General features: G+C 70.1%; 20 protein-coding genes. 13 read left to right on the top strand and 7 right to left on the bottom strand.

Going from position 1 to position 19,738, the window contains the following annotated elements; genetic code table 11:
• Positions 1 to 122: 122 nt before the first annotated feature.
• Complete coding sequence (locus RT688_RS10010; protein ID WP_312552790.1) at positions 123 to 902, bottom strand: inositol monophosphatase family protein; 780 nt, start codon at positions 900 to 902, stop codon at positions 123 to 125.
• Between the two features lie 176 nt (positions 903 to 1,078).
• Between RT688_RS10010 and RT688_RS10005 the strand changes: the two genes are divergently transcribed.
• A complete protein-coding gene (locus RT688_RS10005) occupies positions 1,079 to 1,828 on the top strand; it encodes an RNA methyltransferase (RefSeq protein ID WP_313704724.1) in 750 nt (249 codons plus the stop codon).
• Positions 1,829 to 1,846: 18 nt separating this feature from the next.
• On the opposite strand, the gene RT688_RS10000 is transcribed toward RT688_RS10005, so the two are convergent.
• On the bottom strand, positions 1,847 to 2,335 hold the full coding sequence (locus RT688_RS10000; protein ID WP_313704723.1) for a VOC family protein: 489 nt from the start codon (positions 2,333 to 2,335) through the stop codon (positions 1,847 to 1,849).
• 272 nt (positions 2,336 to 2,607) lie between these two features.
• Here RT688_RS10000 and yedE point away from each other — a divergent pair, with 272 nt between their 5' ends.
• Both yedE and yedF read left to right on the top strand, forming a co-directional pair.
• Positions 2,608 to 3,849, top strand: a complete 1,242-nt coding sequence (gene yedE / locus RT688_RS09995) for a selenium metabolism membrane protein YedE/FdhT (protein ID WP_313704722.1) — start codon at positions 2,608 to 2,610, stop codon at positions 3,847 to 3,849.
• A complete protein-coding gene (gene yedF, locus RT688_RS09990; protein ID WP_313704721.1) occupies positions 3,846 to 4,085 on the top strand; it encodes a sulfurtransferase-like selenium metabolism protein YedF in 240 nt (79 codons plus the stop codon). Before yedE ends, yedF begins: the two co-directional genes overlap by 4 nt.
• Before the next feature lie 41 nt (positions 4,086 to 4,126).
• On the opposite strand, the gene RT688_RS09985 is transcribed toward yedF, so the two are convergent.
• Complete coding sequence (locus tag RT688_RS09985) at positions 4,127 to 5,056, bottom strand: DUF2145 domain-containing protein (protein ID WP_313704720.1); 930 nt, start codon at positions 5,054 to 5,056, stop codon at positions 4,127 to 4,129.
• Positions 5,056 to 5,514, bottom strand: coding sequence for a hypothetical protein (locus tag RT688_RS09980; RefSeq protein ID WP_313704719.1), 459 nt, complete (start codon positions 5,512 to 5,514; stop codon positions 5,056 to 5,058). Before RT688_RS09980 ends, RT688_RS09985 begins: the two co-directional genes overlap by 1 nt.
• 406 nt (positions 5,515 to 5,920) lie before the next feature.
• On the opposite strand from RT688_RS09980, the gene RT688_RS09975 reads away from it, so the two are divergent.
• The 7 genes from RT688_RS09975 (at position 5,921) to RT688_RS09945 (ending at position 11,781) form a co-directional block, all read left to right on the top strand.
• Positions 5,921 to 6,442 (top strand): twin-arginine translocation signal domain-containing protein, encoded by a 522-nt coding sequence (locus RT688_RS09975; protein ID WP_313704718.1) that lies wholly within the window; start codon positions 5,921 to 5,923, stop codon positions 6,440 to 6,442.
• Between the two features lie 10 nt (positions 6,443 to 6,452).
• Positions 6,453 to 8,096, top strand: a complete 1,644-nt coding sequence (locus tag RT688_RS09970) for a GMC family oxidoreductase (RefSeq protein WP_313704717.1) — start codon at positions 6,453 to 6,455, stop codon at positions 8,094 to 8,096.
• Between the two features lie 4 nt (positions 8,097 to 8,100).
• Positions 8,101 to 9,042 (top strand): alpha/beta fold hydrolase, encoded by a 942-nt coding sequence (locus RT688_RS09965; RefSeq protein WP_313704716.1) that lies wholly within the window; start codon positions 8,101 to 8,103, stop codon positions 9,040 to 9,042.
• Positions 9,043 to 9,053: 11 nt separating this feature from the next.
• A complete protein-coding gene (locus tag RT688_RS09960; protein ID WP_313704715.1) occupies positions 9,054 to 9,803 on the top strand; it encodes a response regulator in 750 nt (249 codons plus the stop codon).
• Positions 9,804 to 9,859: 56 nt separating this feature from the next.
• A complete protein-coding gene (locus RT688_RS09955; protein ID WP_313704714.1) occupies positions 9,860 to 10,348 on the top strand; it encodes a phasin family protein in 489 nt (162 codons plus the stop codon).
• 76 nt (positions 10,349 to 10,424) lie between these two features.
• Positions 10,425 to 11,114 carry a TetR/AcrR family transcriptional regulator gene (locus tag RT688_RS09950; RefSeq protein WP_313704713.1) on the top strand — a complete coding sequence of 230 codons (690 nt, stop codon included), beginning with the start codon at positions 10,425 to 10,427 and terminating at the stop codon, positions 11,112 to 11,114.
• A gap of 112 nt (positions 11,115 to 11,226) precedes the next feature.
• Complete coding sequence (locus RT688_RS09945; RefSeq protein ID WP_313704712.1) at positions 11,227 to 11,781, top strand: TIGR00730 family Rossman fold protein; 555 nt, start codon at positions 11,227 to 11,229, stop codon at positions 11,779 to 11,781.
• A 169-nt stretch (positions 11,782 to 11,950) separates the two neighbouring features.
• Here RT688_RS09945 and RT688_RS09940 read toward each other — a convergent pair whose 3' ends face one another.
• From RT688_RS09940 to RT688_RS09930, 3 genes are read right to left on the bottom strand one after another with little or no spacing between them, the layout of a single operon-like run.
• A complete protein-coding gene (locus RT688_RS09940) occupies positions 11,951 to 14,722 on the bottom strand; it encodes an EAL domain-containing protein (protein ID WP_313704711.1) in 2,772 nt (923 codons plus the stop codon).
• A gap of 8 nt (positions 14,723 to 14,730) precedes the next feature.
• Complete coding sequence (locus RT688_RS09935; RefSeq protein WP_313704710.1) at positions 14,731 to 15,171, bottom strand: phosphate ABC transporter substrate-binding protein; 441 nt, start codon at positions 15,169 to 15,171, stop codon at positions 14,731 to 14,733.
• Between the two features lie 7 nt (positions 15,172 to 15,178).
• On the bottom strand, positions 15,179 to 16,447 hold the full coding sequence (locus RT688_RS09930) for a hypothetical protein (protein WP_313704709.1): 1,269 nt from the start codon (positions 16,445 to 16,447) through the stop codon (positions 15,179 to 15,181).
• 344 nt (positions 16,448 to 16,791) lie between these two features.
• Between RT688_RS09930 and RT688_RS09925 the strand changes: the two genes are divergently transcribed.
• The 3 genes from RT688_RS09925 to RT688_RS09915 all read left to right on the top strand — a co-directional run bounded on the left by RT688_RS09925 (position 16,792) and on the right by RT688_RS09915 (position 19,731).
• Positions 16,792 to 17,145: a hypothetical protein gene (locus tag RT688_RS09925; protein WP_313704708.1), complete on the top strand. Its 354-nt coding sequence runs from the start codon at positions 16,792 to 16,794 to the stop codon at positions 17,143 to 17,145.
• Positions 17,146 to 17,228: 83 nt separating this feature from the next.
• Positions 17,229 to 18,509 (top strand): TolC family protein, encoded by a 1,281-nt coding sequence (locus RT688_RS09920; protein WP_313704707.1) that lies wholly within the window; start codon positions 17,229 to 17,231, stop codon positions 18,507 to 18,509.
• A 7-nt stretch (positions 18,510 to 18,516) separates the two neighbouring features.
• Positions 18,517 to 19,731, top strand: a complete 1,215-nt coding sequence (locus RT688_RS09915) for an efflux RND transporter periplasmic adaptor subunit (RefSeq protein WP_313704706.1) — start codon at positions 18,517 to 18,519, stop codon at positions 19,729 to 19,731.
• Positions 19,732 to 19,738 lie beyond the last annotated feature (7 nt).

Raw genomic sequence — 19,738 nt, 5'->3', positions numbered from 1 at the left:
AGCGCATACCGTCAGGGATCACGACTGATTATAGTGAATTTGTTGCGCTGTGGAAATAACAATGCGGAAGGCCGCCGACATGCGGTCCGGCCGACAATCCGCTATTTTACGCGAAGTCGCAATTACGCGAACGGGACCATCAGCGGCACCATCTGCGCGAACACCTTCGGGCCGGCGGCAATGATGTCGCCCTTGTTCAGGTATTCCGACTCGCCGTTGAACTCGCCGACGATGCCGCCAGCTTCGGTCACCAGCAGCGAACCTGCGGCGATATCCCAGATTTTCAAGCCCTTTTCGAAATAACCGTCGACGCGGCCGGCGGCCACGTTGGCCAGTTCCAGCGCGGCCGAGCCGGCGCTGCGCACGCCGTGGCAGCGCGAGGCGACCACTTCGTACATGCGCAGGTATTCCGCCAGCGCGCGCGGGTCCGGACCATGGCCGGCCGACAGCAGGGCCTTGCCGATGCGGTCGTGGTTGCGCACGCGGATGCGCTTGTCGTTCAGGTAGGCGCCGGCGCCCTTGGTGGCGGTGAACAGGTCGTTGCGGACCGGGTCGTAGACCAGGGCCTGGGTGATCACGCCGCGCTGCTGCAGCGCGATCGAGATGCAGTAGTTCGGGTAGCCGTGCAGGAAGTTGGTGGTGCCGTCGAGCGGATCGATGATCCACACGTACTCGCTCTCGTCGTTCAGGTTGCGCGAGGCGCCCGACTCTTCGGCCAGGATGGCGTGGTCGGGATAGGCCTTCAGCAGGGTCTCGACGATGGCCTGCTCGGAAGCCTGGTCGACGTCGGTGACGAAATCGTTATGTTGTTTTTCCGAGACGGTGATACGGTCGAGGTCGAAAGACGCGCGGTTGATGACGGTGGCGGCGCGGCGTGCGGCCTTGATGGCCGTGTTGAGCATTGGGTGCATGGAGGCTTTTTCCGTAATTAAATGCTGACGCCCACGCGCAATGGCGCCGTGAACCGTCGGAGTACAAGAGTGAATTATAAAGAGCAAAGCGGCGCCGAACCCGTTAGAATTCCGGCCCTTGATGCCGAAAACCCAATGTTCGTCGCCGCGCGATGACGCTATTCTAAATGAACCCGCCTGATTCCGACATCTCTCTTTTCAAACGCCTGCGCTTCGTGCTGGTCGAGACTAGCCGCGCCGGCAACATCGGCTCGGTCGCCCGGGCCATGAAGACGATGGGTTTTTCCGACCTGGTGCTGGTTGCGCCGCGTTGCGAGAATCCCCTGAACGACGCGGAAGCGGTGGCTTTCGCCAGCGGCGCGACCGACGTGCTTGCCGGCGCGCGCATCGTCGGCAGCATCGGCGAAGCGCTTGAGGGCTGCAATTTCGCGGCGGCGGTGTCGGCGCGCCTGCGCGAGTTTTCCCCGCCGGTGTGGACGCCGCGCGCCTTCTCCACCCATTGTGCGGGGCAGGGCGAACTGTACCCGGCCCTGATCCTCGGCAACGAGCGGGTCGGCCTGCCCAACGAGATCGTCGAGGGGTGCAATGTGCTGATCAACATCCCGGCGAATCCCGCGTATTCCTCGCTGAACCTGTCGCAGGCGGCCCAGGTGCTGGCCTACGAGTGCCGCATGGCGGCCGTCGGCGACGAGGTCGACAGCCGCGGCGTCGGCTTCCAGGGCGATGCCGCCAGCCTGGCCCAGATCGAGGGCATGTACGCCCACCTCGAGGAAGCCCTGGTGGCGATCGGCTTCCTGAACGCGAACAACCCGAAGAAGCTGATGCCGCGCCTGAAACGCCTGTTTTCGCGCACCGGGCTCGAGACCGAGGAAGTCAACATCCTGCGCGGCATCGCGAGCCAGATCCTGAAGCGCTGACCCTCGTCCTTTGCCGCCTCAGCCACCTCGGCCGTACCTTGCGGCTTCGATGGCGGCGATGTCGATCTTGCGCATGCCCATCATCGCTTCGAAGGCGCGCCTGGCCGCCGCCTTGTCGGGGTCGGCAATGGCCTCGGTGAGGGCGCGCGGCGTGATCTGCCAGGACAGGCCCCATTTGTCCTTGCACCAGCCGCAGGCGCTTTCCTGGCCGCCGTTGCCGACGATGGCGTTCCACAGGCGGTCGGTTTCGACCTGGTCGTCGGTCGCCACCTGGAAGGAAAAGGCCTCGCTGTGGCGGAAGGCGGGGCCGCCGTTCAGGCCCAGGCAGGGGATGCCCATCACCGTGAACTCGACCGTCAGCACCGCGCCCTCCTTGCCGGAAGGGTAGTCGCCCGGTGCATGATGCACCGCCTTCACTTCGCTGTCCGGGAAGGTCGCGGCGTAGAAGCGGGCGGCGTCCAGCGCCGTGCCGTCGAACCACAGGCAAATCATGTTCTTGCTGACCATGGCGCTCTCCGAAGCGTGGGAAGCGATAGATTACCGCATCAGGCAGCGAAAGCCTGCGCAGCGCTGCCGCATCGGGCGATTCGATACCGGCCCGCCAGGACCTCGGCATCGAGCGCCGATCCAGGGGTGGATTTGTTGCTTTTTCCACATATTTTTGTGCTTAAAGCAATTATCCTCTGGATGTTGAACGCCGCGGGCGGTATGCTGTCGCCCCTCGCCGGGGCGCGGCAGGCGCCGCATGCCCGGCTCGTTCAGCAAGGAGTCCGTTGCACATGCATTGGCAAAATTTCAAACAACAATACCTGGTCCGCTTCTGGTCGCCGTTCTCGGCCGTGATCGCCGCGGGCATCCTCTCAACCTATTACTTCGGCATCACCGGCACTTTCTGGGCCGTGACGGGCGAATTCACGCGCTGGGGCGGCCACCTGCTGCAGTTCGCCGGCATGCACCCCGAGACCTGGGCCTATTTCAAGGTCATCGGCCTGCAGGGCACGCCGCTCGACCGCGTCGACGGCGTGATGATCCTCGGGATGTTCGCCGGCTGCCTGTCGGCCGCGCTCTGGGCGAACAACATCAAGCTGCGCATGCCGCAGCACCGGGTGCGCATCTTCCAGGCCGTGGTCGGCGGGATCATCGCCGGCTTCGGCGCGCGCATGGCGATGGGCTGCAACCTGGCCGCCTTCTTCACGGGCATCCCCCAGTTCTCCCTGCACGCCTGGTTCTTCGCCCTGGCCACCGCGGCCGGCTCCTGGTTCGGCGCCCGCTTCAGCATGCTGCCGGTGTTCCGCGTGCCGGTGAAGCTGCAGCGCGTGCATGCGGTGCAGCCCCTGCGCCAGCAGGAAGGCCAGGCGCGGCGCCGCTTCCGGCTGGGCATGCTGGTCTTCGTCGCCTTCGTATGCTGGGCCCTGGCCCTGACCTTCGACGCGCCCAAGCTCGGCATCGCGGCGCTGTTCGGCGTCGGCTTCGGGCTGATCATCGAGCGCGCCCAGGTCTGCTTCACCTCGGCCTTCCGCGACCTCTGGCTGACCGGACGCACCCAGATGGCCAAGGCGATCATCGTCGGCATGGCGGTCAGCACCATCGGCATCTACAGCTACGTCCAGTTGGGCGTGGCGCCGAAGATCCTGTGGGCGGGCCCGAACGCCGTCATCGGCGGCCTGCTCTTCGGCTTCGGCATCGTCCTGGCCGGCGGCTGCGAGACCGGCTGGATGTACCGCGCGGTCGAGGGCCAGGTGCATTACTGGTGGGTGGGACTGGGCAACATCGTCGGCGCGACCCTGCTTGCCGCCTGGTGGGAAGACCTGACGCCCTTCCTCGTCGACGACTTCGAGAAGGTCAACCTGCTGGCGCGCCTGGGACCCCAGGGCGGCCTGATGGCCACCTACGCCGGCCTGGCGCTGTCGATGCTGGCCGTGCTCTGGTGGGAAAAGCGCTTCTTCGCGCGCAAGCAAGCGCAGCAGGAAGCAACTCGCGTAGCGAATCAACAAAGCGCACTGGCAAAGGAAACCGCATGAGCAAGCCTGTCTACACACCCACCTACCGCCTCGACATGATGGGCGAGCCCTGCCCGTATCCGGCGATCGCCACGCTGGAGGCCTTGCCCCAGCTGCAGCCGGGCGAAATCCTCGAAGTGGTGTCGGATTGCCCGCAGTCGATCAACAATATTCCGCTCGACGCCCGCAATCACGGTTACGAAGTGCTGGAGATCGAGCAGGACGGCCCGACGATCCGCTACCTGATCCGCCGCTAGGGAGTCATTACTTCCCCAGGTTCATGGCGGGGCGGCCAGGCTTATCGATCGAGCGCGATCACCTCGTCGCCCGGCGCCGGCCTGCAGTCCGCCCCCAGCGGTTCCCAGCCGCGCCGCACGACGATGCGCTCGCGGTCGTGGCACAGCTCCACGCGCTGCGTCCCCGGCGCCTCGCGGCGCACGAAGTCGGCGATCGCGTCCGGTACGCTCACGTGCAGCGCGAGCGCATGCAGATCCTCGATCGGGTGGTCGTTCAGGTGCACCAGCGGCACGAACTGGCCGGCGAACATCAGCAGCCGGGAAGGAATCCTGACCGGGCCGGCCGTGTAGCCCTGGGCGCGCAGCCAGTCCTGGGCCGCCTGGCGCACGTCCGCGCGCGCCTCCGGGCTGGCGCCGAGACTGCCGATGCCGCCCCAGGCGCCGGCCAGCAGTTCGGCCACCCAGCCGTTGCAGTTCTGGTAGCGGGTGCCGAAGGCATAGGCGTTGGCGCTGTACTGGCCGGCCAGCAGCGACAGCGCCAGCGGCTTGTCCAGCGCCGCCCGGGCCAGCGGCGCGCTTTTATCATCGGGCAGGAACAGCAGCGCGATGTGGCCGCGCTCGGGCGCATCGGCGCCCAGCGCGAAGCCGGCCACGCCCTGGTCGAACAGGCGCGGGCGCGATTCGTCGCAGGCGTAATACAGCTGGCGCACCGCCCAGGCGCCGCCCGGGCTGTCCTTCAGGGCGATGCCGGCGTGCGAGTACAGCAGGCCGAAACGGGACAGGTCGACGCCGGCGCGGGCGATCAGGGCGACCGGCTGGCCCGAGCGCTCGAGCTCGGTCTTCACCGCGCCGGCGAAGCGCAGCACGCGGTCCTGGTCGGCCGCCGTGACCTCGCGCGGCCGCTCGCAGAAGGTGGGCAGGCCGGCCTGGGCGCCGCCGGCGGTGAACCAGGCCGACAGCGCGAGCGCGGCGGCCGCGGCGCGCAGGATCATCAGATCGCGACTTTGCGCGAGCCCAGTTCGCGGTACCAGGCGTCCTGCAGGGCCAGGAAGAAGGGACGCCCGTCGTCGGCGTAGGCGAATTCGTAGCCGTAGACACGCTCGTTGACGCGCACCAGTTCGCCCGCGTTGACGCGGCGCTCGGCCAGCGCGCGGTTCGGCACGTCGAGGTAGAACTCGCGGGTCGGGCCGGCGGCGGTGGCGCGCAGGGTCATGCGGGTGGTGTCGGTCCTGGCCGGCGCCTGGGCGACGTCGATGACGCGGTAGTCGCCCGCGGCCACGCGGTCGTCGCCGCTCGAGCTGTTACTCGATGAACCGATCGAATCGGAAATGCTGGCCGAGGAAGCCGAGCCCGCGCTCGAGGCGGCGGAAGAGGTGCTGTCGGCGTGGGCCGGCAGGGCGCAGGCGGCGGCGAAGAGGGCCAAGCTAATGGCGCGGGAGAGGGTGGTCATGGTCATGTGCGTCTTTCGTGGTCGAGCTGAATGCGCGTATGGTACAAGGCCCGGACGCCGCTGAGAAGGCGCGCCTGCGCCGCTTGTCTGTTTGTGCACACGGTGTTGTCCGCCATTGTCGATGCTGGCGGTACCCGTAGGGTGGGCGCCCCCGTGCCCACGCGTGACGCCGGCGTCGTGTTGGCGTCGACAACGCGCTGCGTCTGCTCATCGTTCACGCGTGGGCACGGGGCGCCCACCCTGCGCTTGTTTCCATGCAAATATTATTTGCACCCTGAGCCCTGGATGCAAAGCTTGTTTGCACCCATGTCATCCACGCCATCGTTTCGACGAAGCCCTCTAATCCCGGCTGTCTTGCGCGGATTCCTTTGTCGTACACTAGGAAAATAACAACAAGGATGTACCGATGGAGACTAGCCGCAGATCCTTCCTGAAGGCGGGCGCACTGGCCGCGCTCGTCCTGGCCGCCGGCGGCGGCATCTGGCGCGCCACCCAGGCGCCAGCCCCCCAGCGTTTCGTGCTCGACGGCGAGGCGCGCGCCGCGCTGGGCGCCATCGTGCCGGCGATCCTGGCCGGCGCCTTGCCGGACGATCCGGCCGCACGCAAGTCCGGCGTCGCCGCCGGCATCGAGGGCGTGCATGCGGCCATCGCCAACCTGCCCCTGCCCGTGCAGAAGGAAGTGCAGGACCTGTTCGGCCTGCTCGCGCTGGCGCCGGCGCGGCGCCTGCTGACCGGCATCTCCGGCGGCTGGGCCGATGCCCGCGAGAGCGAGGTCGCGGCCTTCCTGCAGGACTGGCGCACCCACCGTGTCGCCCTGCTGCGCACCGCCTATTCGGCGCTGCACGACCTGGTGCTGGGCGCCTGGTACGCGCAGCCGGCCAGTTGGGCGGCGATCGGCTATCCCGGCCCCCTGAAAGAACTGTCCTGAGGAGCCGACCATGAAAGAACAAGCCATGCAGGCCGGCGCCGGCATCATTCCCGATCCGGTCCGGGAAGGCATCGCGCGCGGCTGGCACATCGTCGATGCCGCGGCGCTGGAAACCGACCGCACGCTGGAGGCCGACGTCGTCATCGTCGGCAGCGGCGCCGGCGGCGGGGTGACGGCCGAGATCCTGGCGCTGGTCGGGCTGAAGGTGGCGATCGTGGAGGAGGGCGCGCTGCGTTCCTCGAGCGACTTCAAGATGCGCGAGGCCGACGCCTATCCCACGCTGTACCAGGAGTCGGCCGCGCGCCAGACGCTCGACAAGGGCATCAAGATCCTGCAGGGCCGCACCGTGGGCGGCTCGACCACCGTCAACTGGACCTCGAGCTTTCGCACGCCGACCGCCACGCTCGACTACTGGCGCGCCAACTTCGCGCTGGCCGGCTACGACATCGAAACCATGGCGCACTGGTTCGCCGTGATGGAAGGGCGCCTCAACGTGAGCGACTGGCAGGCGCCGCCGAACGAGAACAACGACCTGCTCAAGCGCGGCGCCGACAAGCTCGGCATCCCGTCCGGCTTCATCCGCCGCAACGTGCGCGGCTGCTGGAACCTCGGCTATTGCGGCATGGGCTGCCCGACCAATGCCAAGCAGTCGATGCTGGTCACCACCATTCCCTCGGCGCTCGACCATGGCGCGGTGCTGGTCACGCGCGCCCGCGCCGAACGCTTCGTGTTCCAGGGCGAGCGCGCCGACGAGCTGCTGTGCATCGCCTTGCAAGCCGACGGCGTGGCGCCCAGCGGCCGCCTGCTCCGCCTGCGCGCGAAGCATTTCGTCGTCGCCGGCGGCGCCATCAATTCGCCGGCGCTGCTGATGCGCTCGAACGCGCCCGACCCCAGGGGACTGCTCGGCAAGCGCACCTTCCTGCACCCGACCCTGATTTCGGCCGGCATCTTCCCGCAGCGCGTGGACGCCTGGGCCGGCGCGCCGCAGACCGTGTATTCCGACCACTTCCTGCAGAGCGCGCCGATCGACGGCCCGATCGGCTACAAGCTCGAGGCGCCGCCGCTGCACCCGGTGCTGCTGTCGACCACCATGAACGGCTTCGGCCGGGACCATGCCGCGATGATGCGCCAGTTCCCGCACATCCAGGGCATGCTGGCGCTTCTGCGCGACGGCTTCCACGCCGATTCGCCGGGCGGCGCGGTCCAGCTCAAGGACGGCGCGGCCGTGCTCGACTACCCGCTGAACGACTTCCTGTGGGACGGCGCGCGGCGTGCGCTGCTCACCATGGCCGAGATCCAGTTCGCCGCCGGCGCCGCCAGCGTGCGCCCGGCGCACGAGACGGCGCGCGTCTACGCCAGCTGGACCGAGGCGAAGCGCGAGATCGCCGCGCTGCCGCAGCAACTGCACCTGACGCGCGTCGCCTCGGCCCACGTGATGGGCGGCTGCGCCATGTCGGGCGACGAGCGCCTGGGCGTGACCACGCCCGACGGCCGCTACCGCGGCATCGCCAACCTGTCGGTGCACGACGGCTCGCTGTTCCCGACCTCGATCGGCGCCAACCCGCAGCTCTCGATCTACGCCATCGCGGCGCGCCTGGCCAGCGGCCTGGCGCTGGAACTGACCGGGCGGCCGGCGCCACGCCTGCCGGGGTGAGGCCATGAACGCGCGGCGCATGACCCGGCTGGTGCTGCTGGTCCAGGCGCTCGCCGCGCTGGCGATCGGCCTGGCGAGCTGGCGTTGGGGCGGGGCGGCGCCCTGGCAGGCGGCCGCGCTGGGACTGGGCAGCGTGGTGCTGGCGCGCCTCCTGATCAACATGAACAACTTCCTGCTCAGCGCCATCTTCGCCAGCCCGACGCCGGCCGAGTACCGGGTCAAGCCCGGCGCCTTCCTGCGCATGCTCGGCGCCGAGTTCCGGGCCAGCATGCTGGCCACCTCCTGGTTCATGCCGCGCGCGACCTCCTGTCTGCGCGTCTATCCGGATGCGCGCGCGGTGCCGGTCCTGCTGGTGCACGGCTACGGCTGCAACGGCGGCTACTGGGCCCTGTTCGGCCGCCGCCTGGAGCGCGAGCGCATCAGCCATGCGACCGTCGACCTGGTGCCGCTGGCCGGCGACATCGACGGCTACGTGCCGCTGGTCGAGCGCGCGGTCGAGGAGCTGCGCGCCGCCACCGGCGCCGGGCGGGTGGCGATCGTGGCGCACAGCATGGGCGGCCTGGTGGCGCGCGCCTGGATGCGCAGGCACGGCACGGCAAGGCTGGCGCGCCTGCTGACGCTCGGCACGCCGCATTTCGGCACCGGACTGGCGCGCTTCGGGCTGGGCGTGAACGCGCGCCAGATGGGGCGCCGCGGCGAGGCCGCCAGCGCCTGGCTGCGCGCGCTGGCCGACAGCGAGGGGCCGGAGCGCCGCGCCCTGGTCACCTCGATCTTCTCGCACCACGACAACATCGTCTCGCCGCAGACCTCGAGCCACTTGCCCGGCGCGCGCAACATCGCCTTCGGCGGCGTCGGCCACGTCGCGCTGGGCCTGGACGCGCGCGTGCTCGACGCCGTCGTCGCCGAGCTGGCCGGATTGAGCGCCGGCGATCCGCAGCGGGCATAATGGGGGCTGTTATGACAAGCTTCGGAGCCAAGGTGGCGGCACGCATCCACATCATCGACGACGATCACGGCGCTTTCGCCGCCATGGCGCGCCTGCTGCGCGAACGCGGCCACACGGTCAACATCGGCGAGCACGACCCCGTGCCGCCCGACCTGGTGCTGTGCGCTGCCCGCCATGCCGGCGCCGTGCTGGCCGAAGGCAGGCACGCGCCGCCGCATGTGCCGCTGGTTGTTTTGGTCGAGCGCGCCGACGGCGGCCGGCGCGACGCCTTGCTCGCCGCCGGCGCCGGCGGCTACATCGCGCTGCCGTTCGAGCCCGCCAGCTTCGCCGACGAGGTCGAGGCCTTCCTGGCGCCGGCCGCGCCTGCGCCTGCGCCCGCGGCGGCCGTGCTGCTGGTCGACGACGACGCCTTCATGCTCGAGGTGCTGGCCGACCTGGTCGAGCAGCAGGGCTGGCGCGTGCTGGCCGCGTCCTCGGGCGAACAGGCGCTGGCGATCCTCGCGCGCACGCCGGTGGCGCTGGTCGTGAGCGACCATGTCATGCCGGGCATGCGCGGCGCCGAACTGCTGGCCCGGGCACGGCGCCTGTACCCGGACACGGTGCGCATCCTGCTGTCGGGCCAGGAGGAAGAGGCCGAGATCGCCGAGGCGCTGCGCAGCGGCGCGGCCGACCGCTTCTACGCCAAGCCCTGGCGCGGCGACGCCCTGATGGCGGCGCTGCGGGAAGCGGTCGCCCTGCAGCGCACCCGCGCGCGCGTTTAGAATCCGTGTTCTAGCGTGCGCTCCTAGAATGAGGGGGACACGGAAACGAGGAAGCAATGAACAAGAAGATCGAGGACCTGGAGCAGGAAGAGGAAGACCTGGCGCGCGCGGTGCGCAGCTCGGCGCAGCAGATCTGGCAGGCGGGCCTGGGCGCCTTCGCCAAGGCCCAGCAGGAAGGCGGGCGCGAATTCACGCGCCTGGTGCGCGACGGCACCGAACTGCAGAAGCGCGCGCGCAAGGTCGAGGACGCGACCGACACGGTGGCGCGCAAGGCCGAGCGCGCGAGCCGCCGCTCGTCCGGCACCTGGGGCAAGCTGGAACAGGTGTTCGAGGAGCGCGTGGCGCGCGCCCTGGCCGCGATCGACGTGCCGGCGCGCAGCGAGATCGAAGCGCTGAACCACCGCATCGACGAGCTGGAGCGCATGCTGGCCGAACTAAGCGTCGCCAGGCCGAAGGCGGCGGCGAAGAAGCCGGCGGCGAAGAAGGCGGACAAGAAGCCGGCAAGCCGGACCAGGACAGGCGCGGCGGGCGGCGATGCGGCGTGACCGGCCCGGGCCGGCAGTGTCGCCGGGGTGGCGTTCGATGTTATGCTTGCGGGTGACACCATAAATGCCCCCTTCCATGCTACAAAAAGCTCCACGCCGTACCCGTGAACGCATCCTCGAGCTCTCGCTCAGGCTGTTCAACGAGTTCGGCGAGCCGAACATCACGACCACTGTCATTGCCGAGGAGATGAATATCTCGCCCGGCAACCTGTACTACCACTTCCGCAACAAGGACGACATCGTCAACTCGATCTTCGTCCAGTTCGAGGCCGAGATCGAGCGCATCCTCACGGTGCCGGCGGGGCGGCGCTCGAACATGGAGGACGTGTGGCTCTACCTGCACCTGATGTTCGAGCTGATCTGGCGCTACCGCTTCTTCTACCGCGACCTGAACGACCTGCTCTCGCGCAACCGCAAGCTTGAACTGCACTTCAAGGCCATCCTCGCGCACAAGATCAAGGTCGCGCGCCAGCTCTGCGAAGACCTGCGCAGCGAAGGCTCGCTCGACGCCGGCGACCAGCAGATCGGCGCGATGGCGACCAACATGGTGGTCGTCGCCACCTACTGGCTGTCCTACGAATACGTGCGCAATCCGCGCAAGTACAGCGAGCAGCAGGCGATCGCCGACGCGCTCGCGCGCGGCTGCTACCAGGTGCTGTCGATGCTCGGTCCCTACCTGCGCGGCGACACCCGGCTGCTGTTCGAGAAGCTGGCGGAGGAATACCTCAAGAAACTCCCGGAAGAGGGCCGCGACCCCGGCGCTTGAGCCACTCCCGCATGGCTGCGTCGCACCGTCTCGGCGTGCGCACGTACTGGCTTCGACGGCGCGCCTTCGCCGGCCCGATGTGCTCGAGCGCTTCAACGTAACTGGAATACATATGAAATCAATCGCCGTCTATTGCGGCGCCTCGAACGGCGCCAAGCCCATCTATGCCGACGCGGCGCGCCTCCTGGCGCGCGCGCTGGTCGAACACAACATCGCCCTGGTCTACGGCGGCGGCAAGGTCGGCCTGATGGGCGTGATCGCCGACGAGGTGCTGCGCCTGGGCGGCGAAGCGACCGGCGTCATCCCGCGCGCCCTGGTCGAGCGCGAGGTCGGCCATGCGGGCCTGACGCGCCTGTTCGTGGTCAAGGACATGCACGAGCGCAAAGCCATGATGGCCGACCTGGCCGAGGGCTTCATCGCCATGCCCGGCGGCTTCGGCACGCTCGAGGAACTGTTCGAGATGGTCACCTGGGCCCAGCTGGGCATCCACGCCAAGCCGATCGGCCTGCTGAACACCGAAGGCTTCTACGACGGCCTGGCCGCCTTCGCGCGCCACCAGGAGCAGGAAGGCTTCGTGCGTCCGGCGCACGTGGACCTGATGAACATCGATGCGGATGCCGAGGCGCTGGTCAAGCGCCTGCGTTCGCTCGCCGGCCCCGCTGCATGACGTAGGGTGGTCGGCTCCACCCGGCAGTGCGAGCCGACGCGCCGGTTGCGCCGCCCACGCGTTCGACAGTCCTGGGCAGACCGCGTTGTCTCACACAGTCGCTGAACGCGTGGGCGGCGCACGCGCTGCGTCAATGTCGAGACCAGGGCGGAGCCGACCACCCTACGCGTCATTCCGCCAGCGCAGCCGCCTGCTGCTCCTGCGCCAGCGCCAGGCTCCCGCAGCACCCCGGCCGCGCCACGTGCAGCGCAACCATCCGTGCGATCTCGGCGCCCGGCACCGGCTTGCTGAACAGGTAGCCCTGCATCTCGTCGCACTCGTTCTCGCGCAGGAAGCGGCACTGCTGCTCGGTCTCCACGCCTTCGGCGATCACCTTCAGGTTCAGCTTGTGGCCGAGCGAGATCACCGCCATCGCGATCGCCTGGTCGTCCGGGTTGTCCGCCAGTTCGCTGACAAAGCTCTTGTCGATCTTCAGGCGGCTGATCGGGAAGCTCTTCAGCGCCGACAGGCTCGAATAGCCGGTGCCGAAGTCGTCGATCGACAGCGACACGCCCATCGCCTTCAGCTCGCGCATGGTCGCGACCGACTTCTGCAGGTCGCGCATGAGGAGGCTCTCGGTCACTTCCAGTTCCAGCAGCGCCGGCGGCAGGCCTGAATCGACCAGCGCGGCGGCGACCCGGTCGACCAGGCGCGCCTCCTCGAACTGGCGCGCCGAGACGTTGACCGAGACCGCGATCGGCCCCAGCCCGGCCTCGCGCCAGGCCTGGGCCTGGCGGCAGGCGCTGCGCACCACCCATTCGCCGATCGGGACGATCAGGCCGCTTTCCTCGGCCAGGCCGATGAAGCGCTGCGGCGGCACCACGCCATGTTCCGGGTGGCGCCAGCGGATCAGCGCCTCGACGCCGAAGATGCGGCCGCTTTTCAAGTCGAGCTTCGGCTGGTAGAGCAGGTGGAAGCTGTTCTCGCCCGCGCCGTCGACGGTGGCCTGCACCGCCTGCCGCAGGCCGTCGAGCAGCACCAGCTTTTCCTCGACGCTGGCGTTCATCTCGCGCGCGTAGAACTGGAAGTTGTTGCTGCCCAGGTCCTTGGCGCGGTACATCGCGGCGTCGGCGTTCATCAGCAGGGCGCTGGCGTCCATCCCGTCGCGCGGGTACATCACCACGCCCATGCTGCAGCTGACCTGGACCGCCTGGCCGGCCACCTGCACCGGCTCGGTGACGGCGACCCGGATTTTTTCCAGCAGCGGCGCCAGCGCCGCCGGGTCGGTGCCCTGGTCGGGCAGCAGGATGACGAATTCGTCGCCGCCGAAGCGCGCCAGGGTGTCGTTGCGGCGCAGGCAGGCGACCATGCGGCGGCTGACCACCTTCAGCAGCTCGTCGCCGGCCTTGTGGCCGAGGCCGTCGTTGACCAGCTTGAAGCCGTCGAGGTCGACGAAGGCCAGGGCCACGCCCTCGCCGTTGCGCGCGGCGTTCCTGATCGCCTGGTCGATCCGGTCGTGCATCAGGTTGCGGTTCGGCAGGCCGGTCAGCTCGTCGTGGTGCGCCATGTGGAAGATGCGCTCCTCGGCCAGCTTGCGCTCGGTGATGTCGCGCACGATCGCCACCACGCCGTCCTCGACCGCCACCACCTGGCGGTGCAGCCAGCGTCCCTGGGCGGTCGGCGCGTGCGCCCGCCATTCGCCTTCGCGCGGCTGGCCGTCGGTCGCCACCAGCGTCAGGTCCTCGAAGATGCCGTTGGCGCGGAAGTGGGGCAGCAACTCGCACAGGCGCTGGCCGCGCAGCGCCTCGTTGCCCATGCCGAAGATGGCTTCGGCGGCCGAGTTGGCGGCTTCGATCTCGAAGTCGAGCACCGCGCCGCGCAGGTCGCGCACGCTGCGCATCACGACGAAGGCGTCGAGGCTGCCCTCGGAGGCGGCGGCGTAGGTCTCCTGGGCGCGGCGCGCGCGGCGGCGCGCCTTGGCCAGCTGCCAGGACCACACCGAGACCACCGCGGCCACCGCCAGCAGCAGGGCGCTGGCGGCGGCGGCCCCCAGCAGGCGGGTGCGGCGCTGGCGCTCGAAGGACGCGAACTGCTCGCCGCGCGCCAGGCCGACCACCACCGCCAGCGGAAAGCCGTGCAGGCGGCGCACGCTGGTGTAGCGCGCCAGGCCGTCGGGCGCGCTGCGGCGCAGCGTGACCGCTTCCTGCGCCGCGCGGCCCAGCTCGATGCGCTGGCCCCAGCTGACCTGGTCGCCGATGCGCAGCGCGCGCATCACGCCGTCGGTACCGGCCAGGCCCAGCAGTCCGTGCGCGCCGTCGCGCGCATGTTCGTAGGCGCTGGTGAAATAGCTCGGATCGACCTCGACGATGGCGATGCCGGCGAAGCGGCCGTCGGCGTCGTTGATGCGGCGCGTGAAGTGCAGGTGCGGCTCGGCCTTGGCGGCGTCGCCGACGGTGGCGCCGACGAAGGGCTGGCCGTCGTCGTTGGCGCGGTGGTAGAGAAAATAGGCGGCGTTCGAGACGTCGAGCGCGCCGACGTCCGTGCTTTCTTTCCCACCCTCGTACGCGCCTGCGTCGGGATTCCTGGCGACCACGCGCCCGCGGCTGTCGGCGATCGCGACCACGAACACCAGGCCGGGCGGCAACAGGCCCTGTTCGCGCAGGGCGGGCAGGGCGCCCTGCGCGCCGTTCAGCTCGACGGCGTACTTGAGCACCTTCAGGGACTGGTCGATGCCGTTCAGGCTGCGCGCCATCTGCGCCTCGTAGGTGTCGAGGCGTTCGCGCGTGGCGGCTTCGGCGGCGACGCCCGCGGCCCGCCGTTCCGAGTCGATCGACTGCAGCGTCAGCGGCCACAGCAGGGCGACCAGCAGCAGCGCGAACAGGGGCAGGGCGATGTAGGTCTCGAGTCCGCGCCCGAGCCAGCGCAGCAGGCGGTTGCGGCGCGGCGGTGCCGGTGTCTTCATGGCGTTCTTCATTGCAGCAGCAGCACCGGGCGCACGCTGGGGTCGAGCGCCTCGCGTTCGATGTAGCCGATCAGTTCGGGGTCCTCGGCGACGGCGCGGCGCACGGCGGCGCTGCCCTGCAGTTCGCGTGGCGGCTGGCCGCGGCCGGTGAACACCATCTTCGACCAGTGCGCCTTGAGCAGGGCCGGGGTCTTGCCGGCGACGCGCAGGTAGAACTGCCTGCGCTCGTCGGAACCCAGCGCCTGGTCGACGGCGGTGGCGATCGCGCCGCCGGGAAAGCGTGCGCTCTGGCCGAGGAAGATCGCGGCCACCTGCGCCGGCGCGAGCGCCTCGACGGCGCTGCGGGCGGAGACGATCACCACCAGGTCGGCGGCCTGGCATGTCGTGCAGGCCAGCGCGAGCAGCGCGGCGGCGAGCAGGCCTGGAAGGGAAATGCGGGAGATGCGCATGGCCGCCTCAGAACACGAAGTCGAGCGTGGCGCTGGTGACCTGCGCCGTGCGGCCGGAGCGGAATCCCGGTCCCAGGTTCATCATCGTGCCGCGCGAGCCGGCGCGCGGGGTCACGCGGTCGAACTGCAGCTTGAGGGCGACGTTCTGCCCGGCGTCCCAGCGCAGGCCGAGGGTCGAGGTCGATTGCGAGGGAATCGCGCGCAGCATGGCGCCGACGCTGGCGTTCAGGAGCGCGCCGGCCTGGGCCATGGACGGCGACAGGCGGTCCAGTGCCAGCGCATGCGGGCCGGCCGGCGGCTTGCCCCAGGTTCGGGCATAGCCGAGGTAGGGCGTGAACGCGCCGTGACGGTAGCCGGCGCTCGCGTAGGCCGAATCGGAGGCGCCGAGGTAGGCGTCGACCGCGTAGTGGCCGGCTTCGCCCAATACGAACCACTGCCCCGGATCGTAGTTCAGGCCGATGCTGGTGCCGGTGGCGCGCTTGTGCTCCACGGCCAGGCTGTCGGCGAGCGCCTGGCCTGGCGGCCCGAAGGCGCGCAGGCCGGCGAACAGCTCGGGGAACAGGGTGATCGTCAGGCGCGTGGTGATGAAGGAAGCGCGCACGCTCAGGTCGCCGCGCTCGATCGTCTGCGACAGGCCGGCGATGCCGCTGCCGCGCAGGTGCGCGCCGGCGAAGAGCGGCACGGTGGTGCGGCCGGCGAAGACCTGGGTGGTGCCGCGCACGGCGTCGCCGTCCCAGCGCCAGGTTAGGTCGGCGCCGTCGCTGTTCGACAGCGGAATCGCGCCGTAGAGCTCGACCGGTGTGCGCACCCAGGGATAGGCGTAGCCCACCTTGCGGTAGTCGGCGGCGACGAACACCGGCAGCGCGATGCGGCCGAAGCGCAGCGCCAGCTCGGGCGTGGCCTGGTATTTCAGGTTGGCCCATTCGACCCGCGGCCGGTAGCTGTAGTCGAGGTGCTGCTCGCTCACCACCTGCAGCACCCCCGACCAGCGCGGCCCGAGCCGCAGGTCGGCCTGGAGCCCGAGCTTGCTGTCGACCTGCGGGCTCCAGTCGTGCGAACGGCCGGCTCCGCTGGCCTTCATCGCCGACGAGCTGTAGTCGGCATGGCGCTCGCTGGAATGGGCGGCGCCGAAGGTCCCGAAGCCGGACAGCTGCCAGCCGGGCGCGGTGTCGCCGGCGGCGACGGTGCCGCTCGTTCCCAGGACCAGCAGAAGGACGGGCAGGGCCGCGCGCAGGCAAGCGCGCAAGGCCTTGCCGGGAATAAGGTACGGATACATGGTGTCAAAATCGTCAGGAAAGTCCTCGCGGCCACGCCGGCGGTGGAGGAGGCGATGCGGTGTCGCCGGCCGACAGAAGTCGTGCGCCAGGCCGGAAGCGACTTTAGCGAACGGTCCATTGAAAGTCGATGAATTTACGTGAGGAAACCAAGAGGGCTTCCTCTAGCGTTGCGTGTTGGCAACGAGTGTTATATTTGATGCATCCTGGCGCCGCCGGGCCCGGCCGCGTGTTCAAGATGCGCCCCCGCTACCCGGCGCGCATCGCCAGGTTGCGCATTAGCAGGTATGATGGCGAGGTTGGCTGTCATCCCGACAAGCTTTTTGCCGATTCCGATCACGAACCGATGCGCCGCTGGATCCTCATCATGCTGTTGCTGGTCTATCCCTTCCAGGTTGCCCTGGCGGTGGCCGACCGTTGCTGCGTGACGACCCCGGCCGGGGTTACCCACCACGTCGTCGCCGGCAAGGACGGGCTCACCGCCCAGCCGGCCTTCGTGGTCGACGAGGGCGCCTCCCTGCTGGCCGATCCGCACTGCGCGGCCTGCACCCTCGGGCACAGCGTCGGCCTTCCTTCCGAAGCACCGGCCTTTCCCGGCAGCGAGCCCCAGTCCGGCGCCGCCGCCGCCGCATCCGCCATCCTGGCGCCGCCTCCGCCGGCGCGTCCCGAACGCCCAAAGTGGCCTGCCGCGCTTAGCTAGCGCGCGCAGTCCTTCCGTTCGCGGGCCCGCGCGGCCCGCTTCCCACCTGCGCGCCTGAACGATCTTCAATTCAGGAGCAAAACATGAGCATTCACCACAGGCGGCTGTCCGTCCTGCTGGTCGTGTCGGCATTGGCGTGCGGCGGCGGTTCGGCCGCTGCGCCCCTGCACGGCGCGCCGGCCGGCGCAGCCACACCCATCGACCTCCCGGCGGCGATCCGGCTCGCGCTGGAGCAGCCGCGCCTGCGCGCGGCCGGCCACGAGGCGGCTGCATTCGATGCCGCCGTCGACCAGGCGGGACGCTATCCGAACCCGACCCTGGAATACCTGCGCGAAGGCGAACAGGCCGGCGCCAGGACCACCACCATCCAGATCAACCAGCCGATCGAACTGGGCGGCAAGCGCCGCGCCAGGATGGCGCTGGCCGAGGGCGAGGCCGCGCTCGCCCGCAGCGACCTGGCCGCCCTGCGCCAGGAGGTGCGCGCCGAGGTCGTCGCCGCCTTCCACGGCGCGCTGGTGGCGCGCGAGCGCCAGGAACTGGCCACCCAGTTGGCCGCGCTGGCCGAGCGCAGCGTCGACGTCGCCGCGCGCCAGGTCGCGGCCGGCAAGGTGCCGCCGATCGACGCCACCCGCGCGCGCCTGGCGGCGCTGGAAGCCAGGACCGAACTGAACGCGGCCGGCGCCGAACTGGCGCTGGCCCGCACCCGGCTCGGCGCCCTGCTCGGCAGGCCGGGCGATTCGCTGGAACTCGCCGCGCAGCCGGACGCGCCGCTGCCCCGGCTGGCGCCCTTGCCGGTGCTGCTGGCCAGGGCCGCCGAGGCGGCGCCGGTGCGGCGCGCACGCGCCGCCCTGGCCGCGCAGGATGGCCAGGTCCAGGTCGAGCGCGCGGCGCGGATTCCCGATGTGACGCTGTCGGTCGGCAGCCAGCGCGCGGATGAGATCGGGCGCCGCCAGGCCGTGCTCGGGCTGTCGGTGCCGCTGCCGCTGTTCGACCGCAACAGCGGCCGGCTGGGCGCCGCCCTGCGCCGCACCGACAAGGCGCGCGAGGAGCTGGCCGCGGCCGAAACCGCCACCGTGGCGGCACTGACGGCCGCCCACGTCCGCTTCCAGGCCGCCAGCCGGGAAGCCGCGCTGCTGCGCGAGGAAGCGATTCCCGACGCCAGGGCCAGCCATGCGCTGACCCTGAAGGGCTTCGAGCACGGCAAGTTCGCCTTGCTGGACGTGCTCGACGCCCAGCGCACGCTGGCCCAGGTCCAGGCGCGCCAGTGGAACGCGCTGCTGGCCGCCTGGCAGGCCTATGCCGACATCGAGCGCCTGGCCGGCGCCGCCACCGACAACGCGCAAACGAACCAGACAGACGATTGAGAAGACCATGAACAGGAAACAGCTTATCTGGATCGCGCTGATGTGCGCGATCGCCGCCATCCTTGCCGCGCTGCTGCTGTGGCGCCAGCCGGCCGCGCCCGCGCGCGTGGAGGGGGACGGTCATGCCGCCCACGCGGACTCGCACGGCCACGACGACCGCCATCCCGAACAACCGCAGGCCGGCGCCGGCCAGGACGAGGACATCGCGATGAGCGCGGCCCAGCTGCGCGCCAACGGCATCGCGCTCGACCGGGCGGGGCCCGCGCGCATCCGCGAACACCTGCACTTGCCGGCCCAGGTCAAGGTGAATGCCGAGCGCAGCGTGGCGCTGGCCGCACCGGCGCCGGGCATCGTCGAGTCGGTGCCGGTGTCGGTCGGCAGCACGGTGAAAAAGGGCCAGGCCCTGGCCGTGGTGCGCAGCCCGGCGGTCGCCGGCTGGCGCGCCGACCATGCCGGCGCGCGTTCGCGGCTGGCGCTGGCGCGTAGCGTCTACGAGCGCGAGCGCAGCCTGTGGGAGCAGGGGATTTCCGCGCGCCAGGACATGGAGGCCGCCCAGGCCGCGCTGAAGGACGCCGAGATCGCCGCCGCCGCGGCGGGGCAGCGCCTGGCGGCGCTCGGCATCGCGCCGCACGACGGGGTATCGAGCAGCGTCGCCGTGCGCGCGCCTTTCGACGGCGTGGTGGTGGACAAGCCGGCCGTCGCCGGCCAGTCGGTCGCCGAGACCGCGGCGCTGCTGACGGTGGCGGACCTGTCCCAGGTCTGGATCGAGGCCGCGGTGCCGGGCCCCAGCCTGGCCCAGGTCACGCCGGGCATGCCCGCCGTGATCACCATCGCGGCCGGGTCCGGCGAGCTGGCCGGCAGCGTCTCCTTTGTCGGGCCGGTGCTGGGTGAAGCCACGCGCATGGCCACGGCCCGGGTGACGCTGCCCAATCCCGGCCTGCGCCTGCGCCCCGGCATGCTGGCCACGGTCGACATCCTGGGCGAGGAGGCCCAGGTGCCGGTGACGGTCGCCAGCGACGCGATCCAGACGATCCACGAGCGCAACGTGGTGTTCGTGCGCACCGCGGGCGGTTTTCGTGCCCAGCAGGTCACGCCCGGGCGCACGGACGGCAAGCGCACCGAGATCGTCAAGGGCCTCGACGCCGGAACGGCGTACGCGAGCAGCGGCGGTTTCCTCCTGAAGGCGGAGCTCGGCAAGGGCGAAGCCGAGCACGCGCACTGAAGGAGCC

Origin of the sequence: Massilia sp. (assembly GCF_032106685.1) — a bacterium.
Lineage (GTDB): Bacteria > Pseudomonadota > Gammaproteobacteria > Burkholderiales > Burkholderiaceae_D > Telluria.
This window is presented reverse-complemented; position numbering and strand designations above follow the sequence as displayed.